We start from the raw sequence: 23976 nt of genomic DNA on the forward strand, positions 1-23976 counted from the left end.
CACAGAAGATAGTAATTTTTTTCTTTTTTCTTAAAGAAGATTTTAGTTGAATAGGCTTGACTGCTTAACTCTTTACTTTTGCTAATTTTCACATTTTCTAAGTTAAGATTTTGTCTAGAATAGCTTTCTTATATTTTAAATGATAAGCCTAGTATTTTAGTTTCTTTGTCTGCAACTCAAATTAGTCCATGATTTTAATAAAATTTTGTTTTCCCCTTTCCATCATTGATTAATAAATCCATCGAAGCAATGATAATGCTCGTTGAAAGGTTAAAGCAGAATAGCAATTTGTAAATTTAACTTATAGAAATATGGAGGTGTAGAGTTAGTATAAATTTTTAGGCATTTGGGATAATAATTTACCTCTTCACAAGTCTGTTTTATAGTTTCGTTACTAGCTTCTTAACTCATAAAGGATGACTTTTTATTTAAATGATAATCGCCTAGCTCATGTAGCTAGGAGAGGTATGCTATACATGTTGGTATTAGCCCTATTTACCACTTCAAAACTACTGGGGCAGGAAAGTAAAAATATTGCAGACCTTGACTTTTTATATCGTCAAATTCAGCACCTTCCTTCATATAAAGCTCAGCTTAAGGGTAAAAAATCTTACCAAAGCCTTTATCAAGAGATTAGGAAAGATTTGAGCTCTTCGGATGAGTTCGAAGTTTATCAGAAATTGCTGCTTTTGATTCACCCGATCAATGATAATCACTTGGGTTTTTGGAGAAAACCCGATCCCACTACCGAATTTAAACCCCGCGTAATTGCATTAGATACAACCGAGACTACGGCTAAATTTAGCCTTATTTCTGACAATAGTATTGAGGGGATCTATCTAAGAATTGATGGAAGTAAACATGCTTTACTTCAGTTTAAAACTAATTTTTATTATCTCCAGAATTTTAAAACAGGGATAATAGAAGCGATTATAAATCGTACTGCATTTGGAAGCTATGATGCTATACTATTCATAGGTTTACCAGTTCCATATGTCCTAAACAGGAATTTCAGAATTAAAAATGGCAAGTTAGGCAACTTAAATTTCTATAAAGTAAATCATAAGCTTACAAATCCGTTACTATTAGGACAGCGGAAATTCGAGTACAGGAAAATTAAGCCAGAAATAAGCTATTTAAGACTAAGTAGTTTTAGTGCTAGCAATGATAACTTCAGGATAGCAAAAGCTTTTTATGATAGCATACGAACGGAAATTACGACTCCATACCTAGTCGTCGATTTGAGAAACAATCTGGGTGGTGGATACAGAACTTCTAAACAATTTTTGACGCTATTGAAAAAATACCGCGGCACGATCTTTCTATTACAAAACAGCAATACAGTCAGTAATGCGGAACAGTTCCTTATTGACCTTAGAAGCAAAAAAAAGTTAATGACACTTGGTGAGACAACCCGTGGAACGATAACTTATGGAAGTAATTATGGAAACACCGTTACTCTGCCAAGTGGTCGTTTTATCTTTTACCCGACTGACATGAGGGGGAGGGCAAAGGATTTAGTATTTGAAAGTATAGGTATTGAACCAGATGTATTTCTGGGTAACGTTTCGGATGATTGGATAGAGCAGACGCTAAAATATGTAAACAATAGAAATATGAACTATTAGGTTATTCACTTTAGTACGGCAAAACGTCACTTAAATTCCCAACAGACACTATATCCCAATCCACTATTTCAAAGGCTCAATATCTTTATTTTCAAGGTGAGCGATGCGAGAAAGTTTTCTTGATATTATAGCAACATTCTCCTTTAATTCCTCCATAGAACAATGGTTCAGTACGCAAGGGATAGGTAGACCCTTAACCTCTTCTATAAATTCAAATTTATAGGCCGGTCGCTGTACCATATCAAAATTGCCCAATAAATTATGAAAAGATATCTCTAGCCAGATTTTTATCATTGCCAATGCAAACCTGCCATAGGTGATTTCTTTACCATCGGGGCACCCGTAGACTGACATCGATGAGGAAATGATTATCTATAACCACACCTCTTCTGGTAAAAGAGTCCTAATAACAAAAGGAGCCGCTTCAAGCGACTCCTTTTGTTATTGTATCTCGATATGTCTGGAAGCGGCCTTTGCCTCTTCTTTTTTTGGGATATTTAGATTCAGGACGCCATCTGTGTAGACAGCCTGTATCTTTTCAACATCTGAGCTCTCAGGAAGGGTGAATAACCTGGTAAAGGAAGAATAACCAAATTCCTTACGGTTATAGTTTCTACCCTCCATATTGTTTTCACTTTTCTGCTCACTTGAAATCTTCAGCGTGTTCCTTTCCACAGATACCGTAAAATCCTCTTTTTTTAGCCCCGGAGCGGCCAGCTCGATATGATAGGCTGCATCCGATTCCGAAATGTTGGCTGCGGGAACGTTGCTGATACGGCGGTCACTGAAAAATGTGTCTCCTAAAATCGATTCGAACATGTCATTGAATCCTGGTAATAATGCACTGTTCTTTTTTTCTGGATTAAATTTAACCAATGTCATAGTTTTTTCTCCTTTTAATGGTTTAATAATAAATGGACTATTAATCAATTAATTTTCTTTTAAACCTTCGTACCGAAGGTTATGCTCATAATTAATCAAGTGTTGTGCCAAAGCATCTTAACCTGCACCGTTCAGATTCTAACATGAAATATTTTCATTTTTTCTGAAAAATTTTCAGTTGCTACTGAAAAAATTTCACGCTATAGCGAAAGCTGGAAGGGGTCCAATGTATTGCGCCAGTACAAAAATCGCAATCCTCAATCCCACCAAAATGAACTAATCACAGCATATTTTCTTCCTTTGCAACATTCAATACCTAAACGGAATGATCAGGAACACTCTTTTAAAGTGTCGAATTGCCAAATCTGGCTACATCGTTGTTGCCTAATGACTGGATGGCGGATGTAAATAAGTTTTTTTGCGATGCAGTTCTTATACCTCGAGGTGAATTTCAATAGCAAAACAAATACTCCCGCACAACGGCTTGAAAAATTAATCTAGTTGTCTCTGTTCCTTTAGATCTATAATCGCAACACATTTAATAATTTCATTCAAAATTCATTTCCGGTGTGATGGGATCAAAAGGTTTTGGTTTTTCCAGCACCTCACTTATGGCATTTTTTTTCAAGGATTATATGTTAGATAAGTATTAAAAAAGCTACTTACGATATACACTGATTGCAGGTCTTTACACCAGGAAGGGGGCGTTAACCTTGCAATTTTTTTTTGTTTTCGTGCAACGTTGCAAAGCGTTCGAGCGTCTTTGCATTAAACCTGAACCTTAAACCAATTGAAAATGAAACACGTTATTCTATGCTTGCTCTTTTTTACACTAACAACTTCATTCGCCCAAAAGAAGCTTAAAGTTATCAAGGCAACTTCAACAGCTGTTGATATTAAAGATGATAACTATCCCATCACAAAGAACGCCTGGACAGTCATGCCTAAAGAAAAATTAGATGTATACACCACTTCAGCGAAAAAAGTAACTTTCTACACCGATCAGGAATCTATATCATTCAATGTTGATCCGAAGGTTGGTGAATATGATTTTATTATACTGGTCAACAGAACTGATACAGCAAGAACACAGGTGAAATATGATGTAGAGGCGCCAAGCAGGAGACCAGTTGCCTACCTGGATACACTTCAAAAAGCTGGAAAATATAATCTTTCTGATAGACGTGAAGTCCCGGTGTTCACCTATCAATCTATGGATAACCCTAACCTGGTGCGCATCGATTGAATCTCAAATTGGATTCGGTTGCAGGTAAAGGAAATGAGCTTTCTAAAATTTTCAATCTGATGCATTGGGTGCATAATCTCATTAGGCATGATGGGAGCAGCGACAACCCGACCCTTAAAAATGCAATTGAACTGGTTAAGGTATGCAGGGAGCAAAATCGTGGAGTTAACTGCCGCATGCTCGCCACGGTACTCAACGAGTGTTACCTTGCCTTAGGCATCACTTCCAGATACATCACCTGCATGCCAAGGGAAACGAACTTTGATGATTGCCATGTGATTAATATGGTATACAGTAAGGACCTTAGCAAATGGATCTGGATTGATCCCACTTTTGATTCGTATGTTATGGATGAGAAAGGCACCTTGCTAGGTATAAAGGAAGTAAGGGAACGATTGATAAAGGGGCAGCCGCTGGTTTTAAACGCGGACGCGAACTGGAACCGTACTGCGCTACAATCAAAGGAATATTACCTGCAGACCTACATGGCCAAGAATCTATACCGACTTGAAACGCCCGTGATTAGCCAGTATGATACCGAAACCTGGACCAGGGGAAAAGAAGTGTCCTATGTAGAGCTTTTGCCATTGGATGGTATTGTCCAAGGGCCGCAAAAAAGAGAATCAAGCAATCCAAAAACGGGCGTGAAGTTTATTCATTTTAAAACTAATAATCCTGAACTGTTCTGGACGACACCAAAATAATGTGTGATAAGAAGTTTAGAGATACTAGATTTAGGTATGCCAATAAAGGCATTGAAACGCCTGTATACCGACTGGCGTATCCTTTTTTTTTTGTTCAAAAACTTGAATCTATATTAATTGAAAGATTAGGGGGCAATAATGTAGGGTGAACTCGCTGGGGTCGAAAAACGATTAAGGAAGCTTATGGCCTGTAGGTTTCTTTCAGGAGAACACTACAATAGTCCTATAAACGATATGCTGAAAAATATCTCTTTAGTTCTTCGGGCTGGTCAATCAAGCCGGTCCTTCTGATTACTTAAATATTGATATATTCTAGTATAAGTATTTAAATATGGAATAATATTTATTAAGATGAAAGAGTAAGCGCCAGCAACATGTCACAGCAGTTATTAATGTACTTAAAGATTTGGTGAAGAGAAGCAGGTTTCCATCACTCCTGACTTCTGAGAATACTAAAAACTGATGTTGTGGTTATTCTTGATCTCGGCCATCACGAATGTGCTATGTGTACTGCCTATACTTTCAACCGATCCTAACTTATTAAATACAAAATCCTGGTAATGCTTCATGTCGCGGGCGAACACTTTCAGAAAAAAATCATAATCCCCAGAAATATTATAACATTCTACAACCTCCTCGATCTTGAGAATATCCTCCACAAAGCTGTGGCCCACTTTTCTGTCATGCTGCTTGAGTCTGATGTTGCAAAACACGGTAAAACCCTGGTTGAACATTCCGGGGTCAAGCAGCGCGATATATCTCTTGATATAACCACTGTTTTCCAGGCGTTTTATGCGTTGCACAACTGGTGATGCCGTCAAATTTACCATACCAGCGAGTACTTTAATGGTTTGACTGGAGTCAGTACTAAGTGCTTTTAATAATTTCAGGTCTATCTCATCTAAGGCTTCCATAGTATAAATTACTTTTTAGGTTTATAAAAATACATATAAAAAGTGAAAAAAGTCAATAATTTGGCAATTTATAGTGATTTTTGTTAAACTAATAATTTTTCCTTCCTGTAAATACTGTTTATGTATCTTTGTGTAGGGTTTTAAACTATTAGTTCTTTGCTTTTTTCGGCGATTGCGAAAGGTTTTATTTTGCGGTAAATGAATAGCGAGTCGTGTGCAAATCACGGGTTGTTTCGCAACTGTAATTAAAGCTAAAGGATTTTACCGATTATGCTCATTACGCAGACGAGAGGGCAGGTGAAGTCCGTTTCAAGTCAGAATACCTGCCTTTGCCTAACTGACAATACGTCCGCGTAAACAGGTTATTGGTTAGAGTGCATCGCTTAAAGGTGCAAGCCCTCAGAGGTTTTCGTGAGCCTGCGTGTGTACTTCTGGTCCATATACCTTTTCTTGCTCTGAATAATCAGGAAATTTTAATGATTATTCATGAGTTAAAAGGTTAAAAGCAGGCTACCAAATTCTTTGTCCATAGCGCTTAGGTGGACAGCGTACGCTATTGCTTTGCTCTCCGAGTTTCCCTCGGTGAAAAGCAATGGTTTAAGTAAGGATGATAAAAGGAACTGATACTATCAAATGATATAAAAACAAAAAACTAGGAATAAATGGAAAATTTACAGGATACCCAGGGTAATGATTTTGTTTTCTCGCTAAAGCGAACATGTTTAGACGAAAACTATTACCCCTCCGATCAGACCCGTCTTACAACCAACTTTGCAAACCTGGCCAGAGGAACAAACCGATGGCAGAACTTACATAATGCTCTGAATATGATTAACAATCGATTCAATTCCCTGGCCCATGTAAACAACCCGAAAGGCGATCGTTACCATGTACAACTCGAAATCCTCACCATAACAATGCGCATTGATGATCGAAAGGGCCTAAATGATCTGCCAATGATGGAGGTTTTGAAAACGAATATTTTTGACCGTAAAACTGGTCAGCAAATTGAAGGTGTTGCTGGCAATAACTTTTCTTCTTATGTGCGCGATTACGATTTTAGTGTTTTATTAACCGAACACAACAAAGATAAACCTATTTTTACTGTCCCTGAAAATTTTGGAGACCTACACGATAAACTTTACAAGTGTTTTGTCAATTCCCAAACTTATAAAGATCACTTTAAAACTTCTCCCATTATTTGTTTAAGTGTATCGGGCAATAAATCCTACACCCGCACGGAATATCATAATGCTGTTTTGGGTTTTGAATACCTGCAGGATCAGTATTCTCTTACCGATGAATATTTCTCTAAAATGGGTTTAAAAGTTCGTTATTTCATGCCTCCGAACGCGGTGGCCCCGATGGCTTTTTATCACTCCGGGGATTTACTTTGCGATTATACGGACTTTGGGCTAATCAGCTCAATCAGTACGATGGAGACTTTCCAGAAAATTTACCGACCAGAAATTTACAATGCAAATTCGGCTGCCGGCAAAATCTTCAAGCCTAGTCTTAAAAACGAAGATTATTCACTGACCCGAGTGGAATATGACCGCCTGGAGCGCAGCCGGTTAGCTGTTGAACAGGGTAAATATGCGGAACAGCATTTCATCAAACCTTATCAGAATGTTCTTGAGCAATGGTCTGCTAATTTTACACTTTAATTGATCGCACACATTAAAATTATCGTATGACCAATAAATTAGTATTGCCCACCTCAATTGTTGGGAGTTTACCCAAGCCTGCCTGGCTTGCAGCACCAGAAAAACTATGGTCACCATGGAAACTGGAAGACCTTCAGTTGCTTGAAGGGAAACAGGATGCCCTGCGCATTACTCTGCAGGAACAGGACCTGGGCGGATTGGATATCGTATGTGATGGTGAGCAGACACGTCAGCATTTTGTCACCACTTTTATCGAGCATCTTAGCGGTGTGGATTTTGAGAACCGTAAAACGGTGCGCATCCGTGACCGTTATGATGCGAGCGTTCCCAGGGTTGTGGGGAATGTTGCCCGTAAAAAATCAGTTTTTGTGGAGGATGCAAAGTTTTTACGTAGCCAGACTAATAAACCAATTAAATGGGCACTTCCGGGACCTTTGACCATGGTCGATACTTTGTTCGATAGTCATTACAAGAGTCGTGAAAAATTAGCATGGGAATTCGCCAAAGCACTTAATCAAGAGGCAAAGGAATTGCAGGATGCAGGAGTAGAAATCATCCAGTTTGATGAGCCTGCATACAACGTATTTTTCGATTAAGTAAAGGATTGGGGAATAGCTGCGCTGGAAAGGGCCATAGAAGGCTTACACTGCCAGACTGCGGTACATATCTGCTATGGTTATGGAATATAGGCTAATAATGACTGGAAAAAAACATTGGGGTCAGAATGGCGTCAATACGAAGAAGTCTTTCCGAGAATTCAAAAATCTAAAATTGACATAGTATCCATAGAATGCCACAATTCGAATGTACCTTTAGATTTAATGGAACTGGTTCGGGGCAAAAAAATGATGGTTGGTGCAATTGATGTGGCGAATAACAATGTCGAAACCCCTCAAGAGGTTGCTAATACGCTGCGCAACGCCCTCGAGTTTGTAGATATTGAAAATCTCTACCCAAGCACAAACTGTGGTATGGCTCCTTTATCCCGAGAGCTTGCCAGAGCTAAGTTAAGCGCCCTAAGCGGGGGAGCAGAAATTATACGCAAAGAATTTGGTTGTAGTGCTAATAAAATGATAAAAAAAAATTGAAAAAGGTATCAGCAATATAAAGAAAGCTGGTTTCGGCCATTTCCTATTCATGATTGGCATTCTAACTTTTCCAGACTACTTTTCCCCAGGCCGGGCATGGTCAAAGTGCCCGTTTAAATCGTTCAGCTAGCAAACTCAATTGTTTCATTGTCTCTTTTTTTTGGACGGAGATTTGGGTGTGGATGAATTAAATACGAGGCTGGCTGTTTAGACAATGCAAATTGATGTTTAAACGAGAGGCGCTTTGTTTTTGGCTCACCCCGTTAGTATTCCGCCTGGCTGTTCGCAGGCGATGGTTCTTAAGTGCTTTGGTTGTTTATATTTAGATCAGGGACTTTCTGAATTCCAAAGGCGAAATATCAGTTTTGGCTTTAAATAATTTACTAAAGGATTGAGAGTGTTCAAACCCCAAAGCATAAGCAATTTCGCTCACTGAAAGTTCGGTGGTTGAGAGTTTTTCTTTGGCTTTCTCTATTAGCTTTTCGTGAATGTATTGCTGGGTGGTCTGTCCGGTTAAATTTTTCAAAAGGCTGCGCATGTAGTATTGAGACATATTGAACTGCTCTGATAGAAGCTGAACATTCGGCAAACCTTGTTCTTTAAGGTTGCGGCTTTCAAAATAATTTTTAAACAGAATTTCCAGTTTTTCCAGAAATAGATGATGCGCTTTGTGACGGGTTAGAAACTGCCGCTGGTAAAATCTTTCAGCGTAATTCAATAGCGTTTCCAACTGGGAAATAATAATATTCTGACTGAATTTATCAATATTGGTCTGATACTCCTGCCTGATGTTATCAGTGATTTGCTGGATTATTGTTTCTTCGTCTTGGGATAAAAATAGTGCTTCGTTGACAGAATAATCAAAAAATTCATACTTTTTGATTGCAGTTGCCATCGGCGTATTCCAGAGAAAATCCGGATGTATCAAAAGTGACCAGCCTGTAGGATTTTTAGCATTTTCTTCCCTCATAATCGTCAGAAGTTGATGAGGCGCCATACAAAACAGGACGCCTTCATCAAAATCATAATCCTGTTGCCCGTATCTGTATTTATGATTCATGTCCCGCTTGACAGAAATCATGTAAAAATCAAACATCAAACGCTGCTGACCAATCACTGGATTTTTTGCCATATCTTCAAAATTAAGCACACTGATAAGTAGATGTTTTGGCTTCGGTAAACCACGCAAGCTATGGAATTCGGATATGGTTTTTATTCTTATCGGAACATCGGACATCGGTTTAATATTTAGCAAGTTAAATGATGATAAAGGTACACATTATTGTAACTTAGAGAAATAAACGCCGCTTTTCAAATCTTCCATCAAGGTAGGATGTTGTGGTTTCCAGCCCAAGGCAGCTTTTGTTTGTTCGCTTGAAGTTAGATTATTGAGTTGGACAAAATGTGTAAACCAGCCGAAATGTTCTGCTGCTTCCTGCTCTGTCAGGGAAACCACAGGAAGGCCCAATTTTTCCGCAATCTCCGTTGATATATCTTTTAACTGAATCCCCTGTTCTCCAACTGCGTGATACTTTGTTCCGCTTTCAAAAGGCTTTTCTAAAGCCAACCGATATAATTTTGCAGCATCTAATTTGTGAACGGCAGGCCAAAAATTATGACCTTTATGGATAATTGCAGAAATTCCTTTTTCTTTTGCAATTCTTATTAAAGTCGGAACAAAACCAATGACATCACCTTTGCCATGGACCGATGGCGACAATCTTATTACCGCAACTTTCACTCCTTTTGCAGCAAGAGAATCAGCTGCGTTTTCAGTTGCAATTCTCGGATGCGGATTTACTGAGCGGTCTGTTTCTACAGTCACACCTTGTTTTGAAAAAAGGGCAGTTCCTGAAGTGATAAGAAAGGGTTTTTCTGTTCCTTCCAAAGCTTTTCCAATGGCTTCAATCACTTGTCCGTCAAGTTTACACATTTCCTCAAATCTTGTAAAATCGTGGACAAATCCTAAATGAATGACTGCATCTGAATGGCTAACCCCGGATTTCAAACTCTCGAAATCAGTTAAATCTCCGCGGTGTGCTGCTGCGCCGGCTTCAATCAATTTATTTACTGATTCTTCTGAGCGAGCCAATCCCAAAACCTGGTGTCCATTGTTTAGTAATTCCTGTACTACGGCAGTTCCTACGAAACCTGTAGCGCCTGTAACAAATACTTTCATTTTGATATAATTTTATGAACCAAAGCTCAGGTTTCGCTTCTTTACTTCTGTAGCCGAAAACTGTTTTCTTGTAGCCGAAAACTTAAATAGATGCCAGCCTAATCGTAATCCTTTAGATTCTTTGTTAGCTTGATACACATAAGGTTTGAAAAAAAAGGTCGTCTGCCAAGCCTGTAAATTTTGGCGAAATTGACCAGAAGATTAGGAGGCTAACGGAACAACTGAATTGCTGGCAAATGATTGCAGCTTTTACAACAAAATTATTTGGATACCTGTCTTATTCTTTGAGATTTGCTTCGTTCAGAGCAGTCAGGCACAGCGCACAGTACAGATCCAGGATAAGCACCTCATACAATGCTTTCATTCGGTCAGATTGATGTTTTAGAGAATCCTCAAGCTACTCTGAATGTCGCGCGTATAGTTAGTAAGTGGTAATAATAAGTATAATATTGGCATTGCAACTTATTTGATGCCCCTCGCCAATTTCCTAATTATCGAGCAATTGCCCTTATAACTCAACCTAATTTCGAGGAATGGGTAAACTGTAGCGGGACTTTCTATAGGTGGTTGTTGAACTAATGGATAAGCAAGTCAAGGTGACTCTGATCCATCAAATTTATAATCGCAGCAGAATTATAAATTTATTTAAATATCATTTCCTGTGGTATGGAGTTGATGAGGTGTGGTGGTCTATTGTTAATCATGGGGCAGAGTCTATTCAAATTCTGCCATCCATCGGCCACAGCTCATGTTAGGTTTAATCTTTTTGATAAAATAAAATTAGAGAATTTGTACCACTTCTATATTTAAAATCGATCCCAGTTTTTTCAGCCTTGAAGCCAGTTTCCCTTTACCAACTGCGCAGTGGTGTGCCGGCCCATAACTGTTCCAGCTTTCGACAAAATTCCGTGCACCAATCGGAAAACGGTACCTTGAATTGGTGTTCCCGATTTCAAGAATTTCACCTGTCACCGACTCGCCTTCGGCGACTAACAAGAACATTCCACCGCTAGCGTTTTCCACAACAGATAACAGGGTAACTGGTCCCTGAGCAACAGACATTTCAACAGATAAACCATTGCCCACCTTTCCGTGGTAGACATGTAGCGGTTTTACCTTTATTTTACCCTCCGCTATCGCCGGATGGCATGGTCCGTCATGTCCCATCAATACCACATCATCTTTGAAGTCCATGGCGTAATATTCTGTAAAAGAGCCCCCTGAATTAAAACTGTCCAGAATCTTCATCGCATGAATATTTTTTAATTCAAACTCTCCAGCAACCGGAACGTTTTTTCCTGTCAGAATAGAGTTTCCAAGAATAACCGAGCTGGCTGTACTCTCATTATCTGAATTGCCAGTCCCCTTATAATAATAGGCCAGCGAACCCAGCTCGTATTTTGCAATCAGTTTATCCAATGCTACCGCAGTGATAGCTGCCCGATTTAATTCTTCATTATCGCAGTCTGCCTGTACTTCAAATACAGTATTGATTTCCGCTATTTTCAACTGCCTTTCTTCGGTGCTAACTGATTTTCTTAATGTAGAAAGCTCATCAATTTCCAGCACCTCAATATATCCTCCAAAGGTTGCTGTAAGAAGAGTGATATCCGTGTAGATGTCCATCATGCCCCCGTAGTAATTTCCCATTATGCCCAGCCGATTATAATACATGACTTTAGCTGTGCTTGCAGCTTCAAGCCACTCCCGGATTTGAACATCTACGTGATCATCATCCTGCAGCATACCTGTGATTTGAAAAAATGGAATTTTGCATCTTTTGAATACGTTGGCGATCTCCGGTACTGAACAAGAAGAACAATGGGCTAACCATTCGCCGGTCATCTTGGTCCGGTCTTCCATTGCATTGAAAATTTTGTAATCGATACTGGCACCAGGAGAGAGGTTAAGTACAATTACAGGCACATTTGCTTTTTTGACTACAGGCAGAACGGTGGCAGAAAGTGCATAGGTGGAGACATATAGAAATAAAATATCAATATTTTCTGACCTGAATTTATCTCCTGCTTTAAATGCCTTGTCAGCATTGTCTATTAGGCCAAGATTAATAACCGCTGTATCAAGGAGATGAAGCTTTTCCTCAACTAATTCCAAATGCCCGGTTAACCTATCCTTTAAACCTGGAAATTGTGACCAGTAGGTATCAAGCCCCACCCCAAACAATCCAATTCTTAGAGTCGAATTTAATATCATGCTTATTAATAGTTATGTAGACAATTATAAAAGTTTCGGTTCCAAAGTTATCCAACGGGCTACTTTTATAAATGTTGATTTTGATACTAAACCTGTAGAATTTGATTTGGCGTGATTTTTTAAATGTTTTTGTGTTCATTTGTATCAGGTAGAAATTTAGTTTAGTATATGCGGATTTAGTTGTTCTATTCTTCAATAAAGGCGGAGGAGTGGGGCATATTTAAGCAAGGTGGGCATCTAGGCTTTTTAAACAATACTTGTCAGATGATAAATTTTTTTAAATATCTTCCAATTAGCCAGGAAGATGAAGGTTGGGGTCTGACTGTTTTAAATGCAGGGCGTACTTGCATCCAGGCTTCAACTGATTATCCTTTCAAGAATCATCCTGGGCACCATCAGTTCAAATGGGATAGGTGGCGCATCCTGCAGGAATACCAGGTGATATATATAACCAATGGTCAAGGTATTTTCGAATCTGACAGTTGTAATCAGGTGAATGTTGCAGCTGGTTCTGTCATTTTTTTATTCCCCAATGAAAGGCATCGTTACAGGCCTGATGTAGATACTGGCTGGAATGAACATTGGATTGGACTCAACGGAAAAATAATTGATGAATTAGTTATTGCTGGCTATCTCAACCCAAAATCGCCCTGTATCTATATCGGTTTCAATGAAGCGGTACTGGATTTATATGATTCCATTATTGACAATATCCGGGATGAGAGACCTGGTTATCAGCCTTTGGTTTCCGGTGCTGCGTTTCATCTCATTGGAATATGTTGCGCAGTCACAAAGCAGCGTATTGGATTAACCAAAGAAGAAGAATTTATTATAAATAAATCAAGACTGCTTTTTAGGTCTAATATCTGTAATGCTTACTCGCCAGAGCAAGCAGCAGAAGAGCTCAATGTGGGTTATTCCTGGTTCAGAAAGCTGTTTAAAAAACATACAGGCCTCTCCCCGGGGCAATATTATATTCAACTTAAAATAGAGAAAGCGAAAGAACTGCTGAGAAATGAAAGCATACCAATAAAAAGTGTTTCCTTCGAGTTGAACTTCCAATCAAGCTTTTATTTCTCGAAGATATTCAAGGAAAAAGTCGGCTTGAATCCAACCCAGTTTAGAAAAATTAACCTCTTGGGTAACTGAACTGATTTTCAAATGTAAGTGAATTGCCACCTTCTAGGCTAGCGGATATGTTATTAATATCAGCGCCTATTGCCCACCACTATACAAAACTAGATAAGCTGACAACAGTTTATTATACCTCGTTACGGTTACACTACTTCGATGTTCAACGCTTTCCAGATTCGCGCAAGAGTAGAAGTTGAATACAGTCAGTTCGCTAAAAGTTCTATGGGACTGACATTCTACAGGTCATAAAATACAAAAATATTGTCAAATAATATAAAGAGAGTTTTAATTAACAAGTTAATTTTGTTTAAACGTTTTACTGCTCCTTAAAATTTTAATCAATAAAATGCATAACCAAATAAATATGATGAAATTCTGTCCGCTGTTCTTCCTTATTTTATGCTTTAGTATTATTTCTAAAGCACAAGTGACCAACTTTTCCGCCACTGGCAAGCAACTTACAAGATTTGACATTTTAGGGAATGCTGTTGATGCTCATGATGGAGAGATCGCCCTATTTAATGGAACATATTACCTTTATGGAACCAGCTACGATTGTGGTTTTGAATGGAATAATAAAACCGCACCATTTTGTGGTTTTAAAACATACTCTTCTAAAGATATGGTCAATTGGAAAGACGAAGGGTTTCTATTTGATGCAAAGAATCCACTTTGGCAATCCAGATGTGATGGTAAAACCTATGGATGCTTTCGCCCGCACGTCATCTATAATAAAAAGAATAAAAATTATGTGCTCTGGATAAATGTTTACGATAATGTTAGTGGTTATCGGGTTTTTACAAGTAAATCACCAATTGGACCATTCATAGAGGCTGACGAACCAAAAATTGCAGTGAATAGTAAAATGCCGGCGGCGGGGTTAAATAATGGAGATCACGATCTTTTTATTGACGATGATGGAACCGGATACCTTGCACTTACGGATTGGCGGACAAAAGGCAGCATAATTGTAGAACAGCTCACCGAGGATTATTTGTGCGGCAATGGAAAAGTATCTAGCCCGGTTACCGAAGGTAAAACTGAAGCCCCTGCATTGTTCAAAAGAAATGACATTTACTATATAACCTATTCGGATCCTAATTGTGGATATTGCTCTGGTACAGGTACATCCTACAAAACAGCCAAATCTCCTTTTGGCCCTTGGTCGGCTGGAAAAAAGATAAGTGACAATTCCTGCGGTGGGCAACCTTCTTTTGTCTCAACAATGAAGATAAATTCCGAAACAATATATCTTTACGGTAGCGATTTATGGAACAATGCGGCTAAAAACGAGGCGCAGGCGAATTACTACTGGGCTCCACTCAGTTTTGCAGATGACGGTTCCATCAATCCAATGAATTGTCTGGCAACGTTTTCCGTTAAAAAAGGGACAAATGCCTCACCTGAGGCATATTCAGCCAGTTGCGATTTAAATAGAAACAGACAACGTAGCCAGATATTTACTGCCGGCAAATCCGGAAATTTGTATTCATTCAAACTTAATACCCTCAAAAGTGGCTATCCGGATGCAGACCTCCTGCTTGATTTTTTTGAAATAATGACAAGTGTTTCGGCAAAGAATAATTTATTGAAAAGAATAGCTATTCCGCAGGATTCAATAGGCTGGTCAGCAAAAACTATAGAAATGCATCCAAACATTAATCTTTCGAAAGGTAAGAAATATCTATTGGTGATTTCAACAGAATCCAGCAAGGGATGTTACGGGTTCTCAATAGGTAATTTATTGGAAAACACAACAGATTTTACATCATCAAGCCAGGATACGGGAGCAAGTTTTCAGCCAGAGAAAAACAGGAAAATATTATATAGCTATACAATTAAATAGCAGAGCCGAAATCTTTTGACCACAAGTAATTATAGGTAATCGCCACAGAACGCCGCGATGAGGAATTTCTATGTCTATTCCCTATCAGGTAAAGATCGCCCAAGATATACTATCAATAGCGGTATTGGATAGTTGTTTAGTAATGTTTTTCCGGCTGGAGTCTTTCAGCCGGAATAATTATCCATTGAACTAACAAATAATCACTTAACAAACCAAATAAACTATGGAAAAATTTACTACAAAGAATGCCTATGCGCTTATAAGAAGCAGTGCCGGGCGGGCTTCAAAGACTACAGTCTTTGTGCTCAGCTGCTCACTTGCAGCCCTCAATACTGTGAGCTTTGCTAATCCTGTATTCGGAAAGGATGAACATAGCGCTTGGTTTAAAACAAATCGCATAGATGTATCCGGACGAATTGTGGATAAGGACGGTCAGCCAATACCCGGCGCAACAATTCGAGTTAAATCAGGTAAAATAGCAACACTCAGCGACACCGATGGACGTTTTACGATTAAGGGAATTACTGCGGGGGAGGTATTAATCATATCCTACCAGGGATATTCCCAAAAGGAAATTTCAGCTGGAGCAAACCTTAGTGCTATTCAACTAACTGATGCTGAAAATAATCTGACAGAAGTTGTGGTTGTGGGCTATGGAACCACGCAAAAGAAGGATTTGACGGGCTCAGTTTCCACCATTTCTTCAGCTCAGGTTAAGGATTTGCCGTTTAGCTCTATCGACCAGAAGCTTGTTGGGCAGATTGCTGGTGTGCAGATAAGTGCGCCAACCGGAGCGCCTGGAGGCGGTGTTAACGTAAAGATAAGAGGAACAGGTTCTATTACTGCCGGGAATAATCCATTGTATGTAGTTGATGGATTTGCGATATCAAATTCGGGTGGTCAGGTTTATAATCCATTAAATGTTATTAGTCCGGATGATATTGAAACGGTAACCGTTTTAAAAGATGCATCTTCTACTGCAATCTATGGCTCACGAGGTTCTAACGGTGTCATCGTAATTACCACAAAACGTGGTAAAAACGGCCCTCCCGTGGTAAGTATCAATGCATACATTGGTGCTCAGCAAGTGCCACAAAAGGGTCGTCCTGATGTGTTGAATGGTACGGAATATGCGCAGTTTAGAAAAGAAATGATTACTGATTTGCGCACTGCAGCCGGACAAACAACGACAGATGCCGATATTCCGTTTGAATTCAGAAATCCGTCTCAATATGGAGAGGGTACAGACTGGTATGATGCGGTGTTAAGAACAGCAATGCAGAGCAATATTGATGCTAGTATTCGCGGGGGTTCTGAAAGTACACGATATTCTGCTTCAATTGGCCGGCTTGAACAACAAGGTACGATTAGGTATACAGATTACAGAAGATATTCAGTAAATTTTAACATCGAATCCGATATTAGTAGAAAAATAAAACTTGGCTTGAGTATTGCACCGAGTGGGGGTATTCAAAACAGGAATGGTTTTGAATCTGGTCAACGTGATATTTTGACACGAACCTTATGGCTTAGTCCACTTGTTCCAATTACGGATGCTGCCGGCAACAGAACTACTTTTATTACTTCCCCAGGTGCGATAGGCGCTGGTAATCCACTAAATACACTTGAATTTGCACGTACAAAAGCAAAATATTTCAGGGGTTTGGCTACTGCATTTGCAGAGTATAAAATTATCGATGGACTTAAAGCTAGATATAGTTTCAATTATGACTATATTAACAATAGTTCATTCACATTTAGTCCATCGTTCGTTATCGGTGAAACCGGTAATGTAAACCCAAACCCATCTGTTCCTTCATCGAGTACCGCTCAGAATACAACATCCAACTGGCTATCGGAAATTACTTTATCTTATGATAAAGATTTTGGTACCGACCATAAAATTAGTGCAGTTGCGGGTTATACCGCACAGCAAGAACGGTATGAAGGTTTTAATTTTGGAGCAGCAAACTATCCTGATAATTTGATTCAGACTATAAACGCTTCTACTCTGCTAAATGGAGCAGGAGCAGGGATTGAAAAATGGGCATTGATTTCTTACCTAGCCAGGGTAAATTATACTTTTAAGGATAAATATTTACTAACCGCAACGGTCAGATCTGATGGTTCTTCACGATTCGGCTCAAATTACCGTTATGGTACCTTTCCATCAGCGGCGTTTGCATGGAGAGCATCTGAAGAGCAGTTTTTGAAAAATGCAACCTGGCTAAGTGACTTAAAATTTAGAGCGAGTTATGGACGTACGGGTAATTTTAACATTCCGAATTATCAGTACGCAGCGAGCATTGGTTCCTCAAATTATTCTTTTGGTGGCGGATTAGCCAATGGTAGAGTTTCTGGCTCAATAGCCAATCAAAATCTAACCTGGGAAAAAGCAGATGAACTGGATTTAGGTTTTGACTTATCGGTTTTTAAAAGCAGATTAGGCTTAACTTTCGATTTCTATAATCGCATAACCAGTGATTTACTTTTAAATGCAGAACTCCCTTCTGCTTCTGGTTTCTCTTCCTCAACAATCAATTTGGGAAAAGTTAGAAACAGGGGTTTTGAAATTGGAGTGACTTCAAAAAACTTGACTGGAGAATTTACCTGGAGCACCAACGCAAATATTAGCATTAACCGAAATGTTGTTTTAGAACTTAATCCTGGCAATAACAATGCGCCTATATACAGCGGAAGAAGCGGTGGTGGTTATTCAACACACAAAACAGAGGTTGGTCAACCAATCGGGCAATTCTTTGGTTTTCAGTTCGACGGTATTTATCAAAATGCAGCGGAACTCGCCAGTCAGCCTAAGCATGGTTCATCTGTAGTTGGTTCTGTTCGATATAAAGATATTGACGGAAATGGTATTATCGAAGAAGTAAAAGATTTTACTGTTATTGGAAATGCTCAGCCTGATTTTACCTATGGTATCACCAATAATTTTACCTACAAAAATTTCGACTTAAATATATTAATCGTTGGAACAAAGGGTGGCCAGATCATGAAAACCGGAAATGAATTCTTACTAAATACTGACGGGGTTTTCAATGTTGATCGCCGGGTGCTTGACAGATGGAGATCACCCTCGAATCCAGGAAATGGTTTTGCGCCAACCACAAACGGTGGAAGGACACTCTATCGCGAAGTCAATTCTCAATGGATAGAAGATGCAAGCTTTTTGCGTATTCAAAATATCTCTTTGGGCTATAATTTCAAACAGAAATTTATCACTTCATCAAAATTTGTAAAAACCCTTAGGCTGTATGCTAGCATTCAGAATCTGGCAACATTCACTAAATACAGTGGTGCAAATACTGAAGCAGGTACTAACGATGGTTTTTCAGCCCTCACACCAGGACGTGATTTCACCGCGTATCCCCTTCCAAGAATTATCACCGCAGGTATTAACATGACCTTTTAATTAGAAAGAATATGAAAACTCATTCAAGATATTTATCAATTGCTATTTTGCTTTTTGGTGCAACATTTTTCTCTGCATGCAAAAAGGATTTTTTGAATCAAACGCCAGAATCCAGTTTGACAGATGTGAACTTCTGGAAAACAGAATCAGACCTTAAGCAGGGTGTTAATGGCGCCTATAGTTCGTTACGCGGACTCGGAACTTTCAGCTTCTGGCTGTTTGGTGAAATGCGTTCTGATAATACAACATTTCAATACAATGCACCCCAAAGGGGACAGGAAAATAGGGAACAGGTTGACCAGTTTCTTGCCAATTCTGCCAATACACTTATACAGGATTTTTGGAGGGACACTTACACCTCTATTTTTAGATGCAATGACGTACTCGATCATGTAGATGGAATCACCATGTCTGCTGCTGCAAAAACGCAGGCCATCGGAGAAGTTAAATTCTTAAGAGCATTTCATTATTTCAATTTAGTGAGGCAGTTTGGCGGCGTACCATTGAGACTTGAGGTTACAAAATCTCCAACAGATGCACCATCTAAGGGAAGAGCAACGGCAGATGCGGTTTATACGCAGATTATAGCAGATTTGAACGATGCTGCGGCCAACCTGCCAGAAGCGAGTGCTTATCCGGCATCAGAAAAAGGTAGGGTTTCAAAAGGCTCAGCAAATGCACTGTTAGGTGAGGTCTACATGACGCAAAAGAAATTCACTGAAGCTTTAGTAGCTTTAAGGAAGGTATCTGGTTATAGTTTATTGCCTAACTATGCCAGCATCTATCTAACCACCAACAAAAATAATGCTGAATCAATTTTTGAGATTCAATATTATTCAACTGCCGGTACCAATCTTTCCAGCAACTTTATGTACCAGTTTGCGCCATTCAACTCTGGGACATCGGTAACACAGGACCCGGGCACCAATCTAAGCTTTGGTAGCGGATGGAATACCCCAACAACGGATTTGATCGCTTCTTATGAAGACGGTGACTTGCGTAAAGATGTTTCTTTGGCTGAGGGGTTTACTGGCACAGCCGGTTATGTAGCGGTGCCATACATTAAAAAGTATAATCAAGGCTTCGTACAACCTGGGCAGACGAACGTTAACTTTCCAGTTATACGTTTTGCAGATGTTATGCTGATGATAGCAGAATGCCTTAATGAGCAGGCCTTTGTAGCAGGCGGAGAAGCTTTCAATCTATTAAATGCAATAAGAGCTCGAGCAGGACTTCCCGCTAAAACTTCAGGTAATCCGATAGCCGCGCTAAATGTAAGTTCACAGTCTGCATTTCGCGAAGCGATTTACCAGGAACGTAAAGTTGAACTTGCATTCGAAAATCACCGCTGGTTTGACTTGGTTAGAACAGGAAAAGCAGTGGAAATCATGAATGCCCATGGGCAAAGGGAAATTGCAAAGGCGCCTTCCCAGTTTCCAATCGGGGCCTACTTGTTAACGCCTAATAAAACATTGCTTCCCATTCCTCAACGGGAAATCATTTTAGATAATTTGACACAAAATCCTCAGTAGATATTGGTTAATTTAGCGTGTGAGAGCGGACGCCGGTCCGTTCTTTTTTTGCACTCATCAGCTGAATTTAAATAAGCTTGGGACGTACCCAGCTCATTTTTTTATGAAATTGATGATGCTTTCCCATAAGGTGATCAGGTCATCACTCTTATAAAATATTCGGGCACGTGCTAAATTATAGCTTCAATACTATCCCTTAGCAGGGTTTAATAAAAAGTGACTATTGGTGTGTTCTATTTTCTGTTTACTGGAAATTTCAGAACTAAAGTTCTTCATAAATTTAACGAGCAAACCGAGTATGCTTTTGTCTTATCAGTTTTTTGCAGTGATTATTAGCTGCAAACATTTGTAATAGGTTAGCTGTTGCTGATAATATCGATAGCGGAAATTAAAATATGGAAAAAAATAGGTCAATACCAAGCCTAACAGGCAAAACTGTGGTCATCACTGGAGCTTCCAGTGGAGTAGGTCTGGCTACTGCAGAGGCCTTCGCGAAAGCAGGCTGCAATGTTGTTCTGGCTTCTAGAGGCCAGGAGGCATTAAATCAGGCAGTGGAGTATTGTAGAAGCCTTGGAACGAAAGCCATTGGTGTGGGTACCGATGTTTCTGAAATCACCCAAATTAAAACGCTAATGGAAGAGGCGCTTAAGGTAAGCGGCCGGATTGATTTCTGGGTAAATAATGCAGGGGTGATGGCCAGTGGTAGATTCGAAGAAATTCCTATTGAGGTAAGCCATCAGGTCGTTAAAACTAACCTACTCGGATACCTTAATAGTGCCCATGCCATTCTTCCGATATTCAAACAGCAAGGTTATGGTGTTTTGATTAACAATGTTTCAATCGGTGGTTTCATGCCTGCTCCCTATAGCGCAGTTTATTCTGCAACAAAGTTTGGCATTAAGGGAATGATGGAATGTTTGCAGGGTGAACTGTCTAATGAGCCAAACATCCACATCTGTAATCTTTACCCGCAAATTCAACGCTCTACAGGAAATATGCACTCGGCCAAGTATTCTGGCCTGGACTTTAAAATTCCCCCATTCGCCGCAGATCCAAGAGATACAGCAGCGCAACTGTTAAAATTAGCGATACATCCTCAGAAAGACAAATTTCCCGACTTTTCATCATTGGCATTAAAGACTCTACACGGTATCTTACCCAAAATATTGGTTAATACCGCTTCTTCAGGCATGCGGCTTTTGATGGAAATTAAAGATGGGGCACCCACGAGCGGAAACGTATTAGGTCCATCTGCTGCTCCACACCAGATTTATGGGGAAACACTCGTTCCGGTTCCATCAAAAAAAGCAAAAATGGCGGCTGGTGTTGGGTTGGTTTTAGGCTTTGGACTCATTTTATTATCAAGAGGAAAATCTGGATATTTGAAGTTGTAATAACGTTTGCCTGAAATTGATGGTAACTTTGTGTTTTAATAAAGTTCTTGGGCAATGCACAATATAAAAGCACTGACTGGTCTTTTCAAACATATTGGCCATATAGGTTTTATCTGTCAGGCAAAGCCGTTCTATTAAGATAAAAGCCGGAGTAAGCTGCGCCGTATGGGCACTAATTAACATTCTCAAGAACCAAAATCGGATTTGGGAGCTTTCTTCCAATCCAGATTTACATGAAAGTCATAGGCACTAATTTCTTATCTGTTGATAATTTAATATTGCATCAATTTTAAGAATATTTTTCGTCTTAGCTTTCTAATTTTATAAAGACTTCCTGAAGCAGGTCTTCAGCAGTTTACCGTTCTATTTATTTTAATTCGAATAATAACATTTCAATAAAAGCACTTACCCAGGGGGTAGGTGCTTTTAAAAAACAGATTAATCAAAGGTAGAGGGTTAACCTAAACTAGCCATCAGTATATTCCAGATAGCCGTTACAAAAATAGCTTAATTAACTATCAGCAAATGATATTTTGGTAATAAAAATAGTGCAAAAAAAAACAGGTATAAATCCATACACCTGCTTAAATCTAAATTAACGCTCTCAAACGTTGTAGAGCTAGTTATCTACGCTGTAAATATATCAATATTTTTTTTCGAATTAAATTAAAATTATGTGTAGTAAAATAAAATATAGTCTCATTTAGAAATTCAGTGTATAAATATTTTAACTTCTAAAATCAATTTTTAATTCACCTGAGAAGCTTGATTAATTGTTCAGTATCGAAATTTTAGAAAGGATGATTATCTTATTTCCTATATAGTTTCACTGCCTTCGCTTCAGATTTAAAAAAACAAAAGTACAGCACATTAATCATCACCTAAGCTAGAATCACAATTTTCTTACCAACGAAATACATGAAAAACAACTGCAATGTTTACCGGTATTTGCTTATGATGAAGTATTTGATAAATGATCTAAATAGCCCACAAGTGGATATACCGAAGTAGATGACCCGGTATTAACAGGAATAGATTCATATTGATTTCCTGATTGTCTGCGTATTTGAAAATTGGTGACTAGGCGTCAAATACATTGTTATTTCCATTCATATCTGTAAATATCCCTATTACACCATATATTCCGGTCAAAGTTCGCGGACACATGAGTAGCAGCGGAAACTTACTTTACCAGGGTTACGTTACTGGATTTGCCTTTGATGTGGATAATGTTAAGCTCATTAAAACTGCTATAATTAAAAAAAAACCTTTTGCTAAAGGATTTTTCACAATGAACAACCGTCTCCGGTTTATGCGCTCTTAAATAGGGCCGCTAATTCAGATAAGGGGTACTATTATCGAAATTATGGTGCCTTTTTCTTACTATCATTATTGGATTAATCTTTTTACAACTAACCCCAACCATCTATTTGTAAATCTTTTTTTATTTGCCGTCTTCTAGATAAAGACAACAGCTGAAAAAAATGTATAATGAAGTAGGGATACCTTCGTTTTGTGAGACAAATTTTTCTCTCCAGTAACCGGTGCGATTACACTTTCAGCTAAAAGAAAGATATATAGTAGGGGATAAATACTTTCATCTTCTGATGCACTAGAAAACGGATGTCAATCTATAACTGATATAGTGTCATTTTTTTTATAAGATTGCTTCCAGCAGTGGATAAACCAGAGTACGCTGACCCCATCTCACCACAAATAAATTTGCTATAAAGTTTTGCTTGTCTGCATTTTAGAGAATTGGCGATATGGGGTCAAATGAATTGGTTTATGCAGTAAATGTATATGAAATATATTTTATATACAATAGATATGTTATTGGGTTTCTTTAGTGTGACCTTTTTCCGTCTTTGCCGTACTTTCTGTATGTAAACTTACAATTCAAAGAGCAATAATAGTAGGAGATGGATACCTTCTTTCTGTCAGACAAAATCTGTTATTTAATAATCCAAACTGATCTCCCCAAAAAGGGGCTTTGGAATTGCAATAGTACACTAGAGATTTTGTTTCGTCAGATATTTTTTTTTGAGATGCATTTATTTAGATTCCTCTGGATGCAATTTATGCGGCTTTTTTGCTGTTCCTCATCGTTTTTTCAAACTC

At 38.8% G+C, this 23976-nt stretch carries 17 protein-coding genes and 1 riboswitch; of the genes, 11 read left to right on the top strand and 6 right to left on the bottom strand.

Features of this window, described 5'->3' with window-relative positions:
- Positions 1 to 416 precede the first annotated feature (416 nt).
- Complete coding sequence (locus tag LUA86_RS09090; protein ID WP_231460306.1) at positions 417 to 1628, top strand: S41 family peptidase; 1212 nt, start codon at positions 417 to 419, stop codon at positions 1626 to 1628.
- Between the two features lie 63 nt (positions 1629 to 1691).
- On the opposite strand, the gene LUA86_RS09095 is transcribed toward LUA86_RS09090, so the two are convergent.
- Both LUA86_RS09095 and LUA86_RS09100 read right to left on the bottom strand, forming a co-directional pair.
- Positions 1692 to 1982 carry a hypothetical protein gene (locus LUA86_RS09095; protein ID WP_231460307.1) on the bottom strand — a complete coding sequence of 97 codons (291 nt, stop codon included), beginning with the start codon at positions 1980 to 1982 and terminating at the stop codon, positions 1692 to 1694.
- An 87-nt stretch (positions 1983 to 2069) separates the two neighbouring features.
- Positions 2070 to 2558, bottom strand: coding sequence for an Hsp20/alpha crystallin family protein (locus LUA86_RS09100; RefSeq protein WP_370634342.1), 489 nt, complete (start codon positions 2556 to 2558; stop codon positions 2070 to 2072).
- Positions 2559 to 3306: 748 nt separating this feature from the next.
- On the opposite strand from LUA86_RS09100, the gene LUA86_RS09105 reads away from it, so the two are divergent.
- On the top strand, positions 3307 to 3756 hold the full coding sequence (locus LUA86_RS09105; protein WP_231460308.1) for a hypothetical protein: 450 nt from the start codon (positions 3307 to 3309) through the stop codon (positions 3754 to 3756).
- A complete protein-coding gene (locus tag LUA86_RS09110) occupies positions 3753 to 4460 on the top strand; it encodes a transglutaminase-like domain-containing protein (RefSeq protein ID WP_231460309.1) in 708 nt (235 codons plus the stop codon). Before LUA86_RS09105 ends, LUA86_RS09110 begins: the two co-directional genes overlap by 4 nt.
- Before the next feature lie 452 nt (positions 4461 to 4912).
- Here the strand turns inward: LUA86_RS09110 and LUA86_RS09115 are convergent, their stop codons facing one another.
- Complete coding sequence (locus tag LUA86_RS09115; RefSeq protein ID WP_231460310.1) at positions 4913 to 5374, bottom strand: Lrp/AsnC family transcriptional regulator; 462 nt, start codon at positions 5372 to 5374, stop codon at positions 4913 to 4915.
- Between the two features lie 162 nt (positions 5375 to 5536).
- Positions 5537 to 5720: riboswitch (cobalamin riboswitch) on the top strand.
- Between the two features lie 316 nt (positions 5721 to 6036).
- Here LUA86_RS09115 and LUA86_RS09120 point away from each other — a divergent pair.
- The 3 genes from LUA86_RS09120 to LUA86_RS09130 all read left to right on the top strand — a co-directional run bounded on the left by LUA86_RS09120 (position 6037) and on the right by LUA86_RS09130 (position 8129).
- Positions 6037 to 7041 carry a putative oxygenase MesX gene (locus LUA86_RS09120; RefSeq protein WP_231460311.1) on the top strand — a complete coding sequence of 335 codons (1005 nt, stop codon included), beginning with the start codon at positions 6037 to 6039 and terminating at the stop codon, positions 7039 to 7041.
- Between the two features lie 26 nt (positions 7042 to 7067).
- Positions 7068 to 7637 carry a hypothetical protein gene (locus tag LUA86_RS09125; protein WP_231460312.1) on the top strand — a complete coding sequence of 190 codons (570 nt, stop codon included), beginning with the start codon at positions 7068 to 7070 and terminating at the stop codon, positions 7635 to 7637.
- 117 nt (positions 7638 to 7754) lie between these two features.
- Entirely contained in the window at positions 7755 to 8129 is a 375-nt protein-coding gene (locus LUA86_RS09130) for a hypothetical protein (protein WP_231460313.1), read from the top strand.
- A 322-nt stretch (positions 8130 to 8451) separates the two neighbouring features.
- Here LUA86_RS09130 and LUA86_RS09135 read toward each other — a convergent pair whose 3' ends face one another.
- The 3 genes from LUA86_RS09135 to LUA86_RS09145 all read right to left on the bottom strand — a co-directional run bounded on the left by LUA86_RS09135 (position 8452) and on the right by LUA86_RS09145 (position 12522).
- Positions 8452 to 9261, bottom strand: a complete 810-nt coding sequence (locus tag LUA86_RS09135; protein ID WP_370634343.1) for a helix-turn-helix domain-containing protein — start codon at positions 9259 to 9261, stop codon at positions 8452 to 8454.
- 147 nt (positions 9262 to 9408) lie between these two features.
- Entirely contained in the window at positions 9409 to 10308 is a 900-nt protein-coding gene (locus LUA86_RS09140) for an SDR family oxidoreductase (RefSeq protein WP_231460314.1), read from the bottom strand.
- 780 nt (positions 10309 to 11088) lie between these two features.
- Entirely contained in the window at positions 11089 to 12522 is a 1434-nt protein-coding gene (locus LUA86_RS09145; RefSeq protein ID WP_231460315.1) for an arabinose isomerase, read from the bottom strand.
- Positions 12523 to 12786: 264 nt separating this feature from the next.
- On the opposite strand from LUA86_RS09145, the gene LUA86_RS09150 reads away from it, so the two are divergent.
- From LUA86_RS09150 to LUA86_RS09170, 5 genes are all read left to right on the top strand, one after another.
- Positions 12787 to 13671, top strand: coding sequence for an AraC family transcriptional regulator (locus LUA86_RS09150; protein ID WP_231460316.1), 885 nt, complete (start codon positions 12787 to 12789; stop codon positions 13669 to 13671).
- Positions 13672 to 14020: 349 nt separating this feature from the next.
- Positions 14021 to 15502 carry a family 43 glycosylhydrolase gene (locus tag LUA86_RS09155; RefSeq protein ID WP_231460317.1) on the top strand — a complete coding sequence of 494 codons (1482 nt, stop codon included), beginning with the start codon at positions 14021 to 14023 and terminating at the stop codon, positions 15500 to 15502.
- 223 nt (positions 15503 to 15725) lie between these two features.
- Positions 15726 to 18929 (top strand): TonB-dependent receptor, encoded by a 3204-nt coding sequence (locus LUA86_RS09160; RefSeq protein WP_231460318.1) that lies wholly within the window; start codon positions 15726 to 15728, stop codon positions 18927 to 18929.
- A gap of 11 nt (positions 18930 to 18940) precedes the next feature.
- Positions 18941 to 20461 (top strand): RagB/SusD family nutrient uptake outer membrane protein, encoded by a 1521-nt coding sequence (locus tag LUA86_RS09165; RefSeq protein ID WP_231460319.1) that lies wholly within the window; start codon positions 18941 to 18943, stop codon positions 20459 to 20461.
- 395 nt (positions 20462 to 20856) lie between these two features.
- Positions 20857 to 21855 carry an SDR family NAD(P)-dependent oxidoreductase gene (locus tag LUA86_RS09170; protein WP_231460320.1) on the top strand — a complete coding sequence of 333 codons (999 nt, stop codon included), beginning with the start codon at positions 20857 to 20859 and terminating at the stop codon, positions 21853 to 21855.
- Positions 21856 to 23976 lie beyond the last annotated feature (2121 nt).

Origin of the sequence: Pedobacter sp. Leaf132 (assembly GCF_920984695.1) — a bacterium.
Taxonomy (GTDB): Bacteria; Bacteroidota; Bacteroidia; order Sphingobacteriales; family Sphingobacteriaceae; genus Pedobacter.

Excerpts from the sequence above, each read along its gene's own strand:
- LUA86_RS09145 (WP_231460315.1), bottom strand. The coding sequence starts at position 12,522 with ATGATATTAAATTCGACTCTAAGAATTGGATTGTTTGGGGTGGGGCTT.
- LUA86_RS09120 (WP_231460311.1), top strand. The coding sequence starts at position 6,037 with ATGGAAAATTTACAGGATACCCAGGGTAATGATTTTGTTTTCTCGCTA.
- LUA86_RS09125 (WP_231460312.1), top strand. The coding sequence starts at position 7,068 with ATGACCAATAAATTAGTATTGCCCACCTCAATTGTTGGGAGTTTACCC.
- LUA86_RS09160 (WP_231460318.1), top strand. The coding sequence starts at position 15,726 with ATGGAAAAATTTACTACAAAGAATGCCTATGCGCTTATAAGAAGCAGT.
- LUA86_RS09165 (WP_231460319.1), top strand. The coding sequence starts at position 18,941 with ATGAAAACTCATTCAAGATATTTATCAATTGCTATTTTGCTTTTTGGT.
- LUA86_RS09155 (WP_231460317.1), top strand. The coding sequence starts at position 14,021 with ATGATGAAATTCTGTCCGCTGTTCTTCCTTATTTTATGCTTTAGTATT.
- LUA86_RS09105 (WP_231460308.1), top strand. The coding sequence starts at position 3,307 with ATGAAACACGTTATTCTATGCTTGCTCTTTTTTACACTAACAACTTCA.
- LUA86_RS09170 (WP_231460320.1), top strand. The coding sequence starts at position 20,857 with ATGGAAAAAAATAGGTCAATACCAAGCCTAACAGGCAAAACTGTGGTC.
- LUA86_RS09140 (WP_231460314.1), bottom strand. The coding sequence starts at position 10,308 with ATGAAAGTATTTGTTACAGGCGCTACAGGTTTCGTAGGAACTGCCGTA.
- LUA86_RS09135 (WP_370634343.1), bottom strand. The coding sequence starts at position 9,261 with ATGGCAAAAAATCCAGTGATTGGTCAGCAGCGTTTGATGTTTGATTTT.
- LUA86_RS09115 (WP_231460310.1), bottom strand. The coding sequence starts at position 5,374 with ATGGAAGCCTTAGATGAGATAGACCTGAAATTATTAAAAGCACTTAGT.
- LUA86_RS09150 (WP_231460316.1), top strand. The coding sequence starts at position 12,787 with ATGATAAATTTTTTTAAATATCTTCCAATTAGCCAGGAAGATGAAGGT.
- LUA86_RS09090 (WP_231460306.1), top strand. The coding sequence starts at position 417 with ATGACTTTTTATTTAAATGATAATCGCCTAGCTCATGTAGCTAGGAGA.
- LUA86_RS09095 (WP_231460307.1), bottom strand. The coding sequence starts at position 1,982 with ATGTCAGTCTACGGGTGCCCCGATGGTAAAGAAATCACCTATGGCAGG.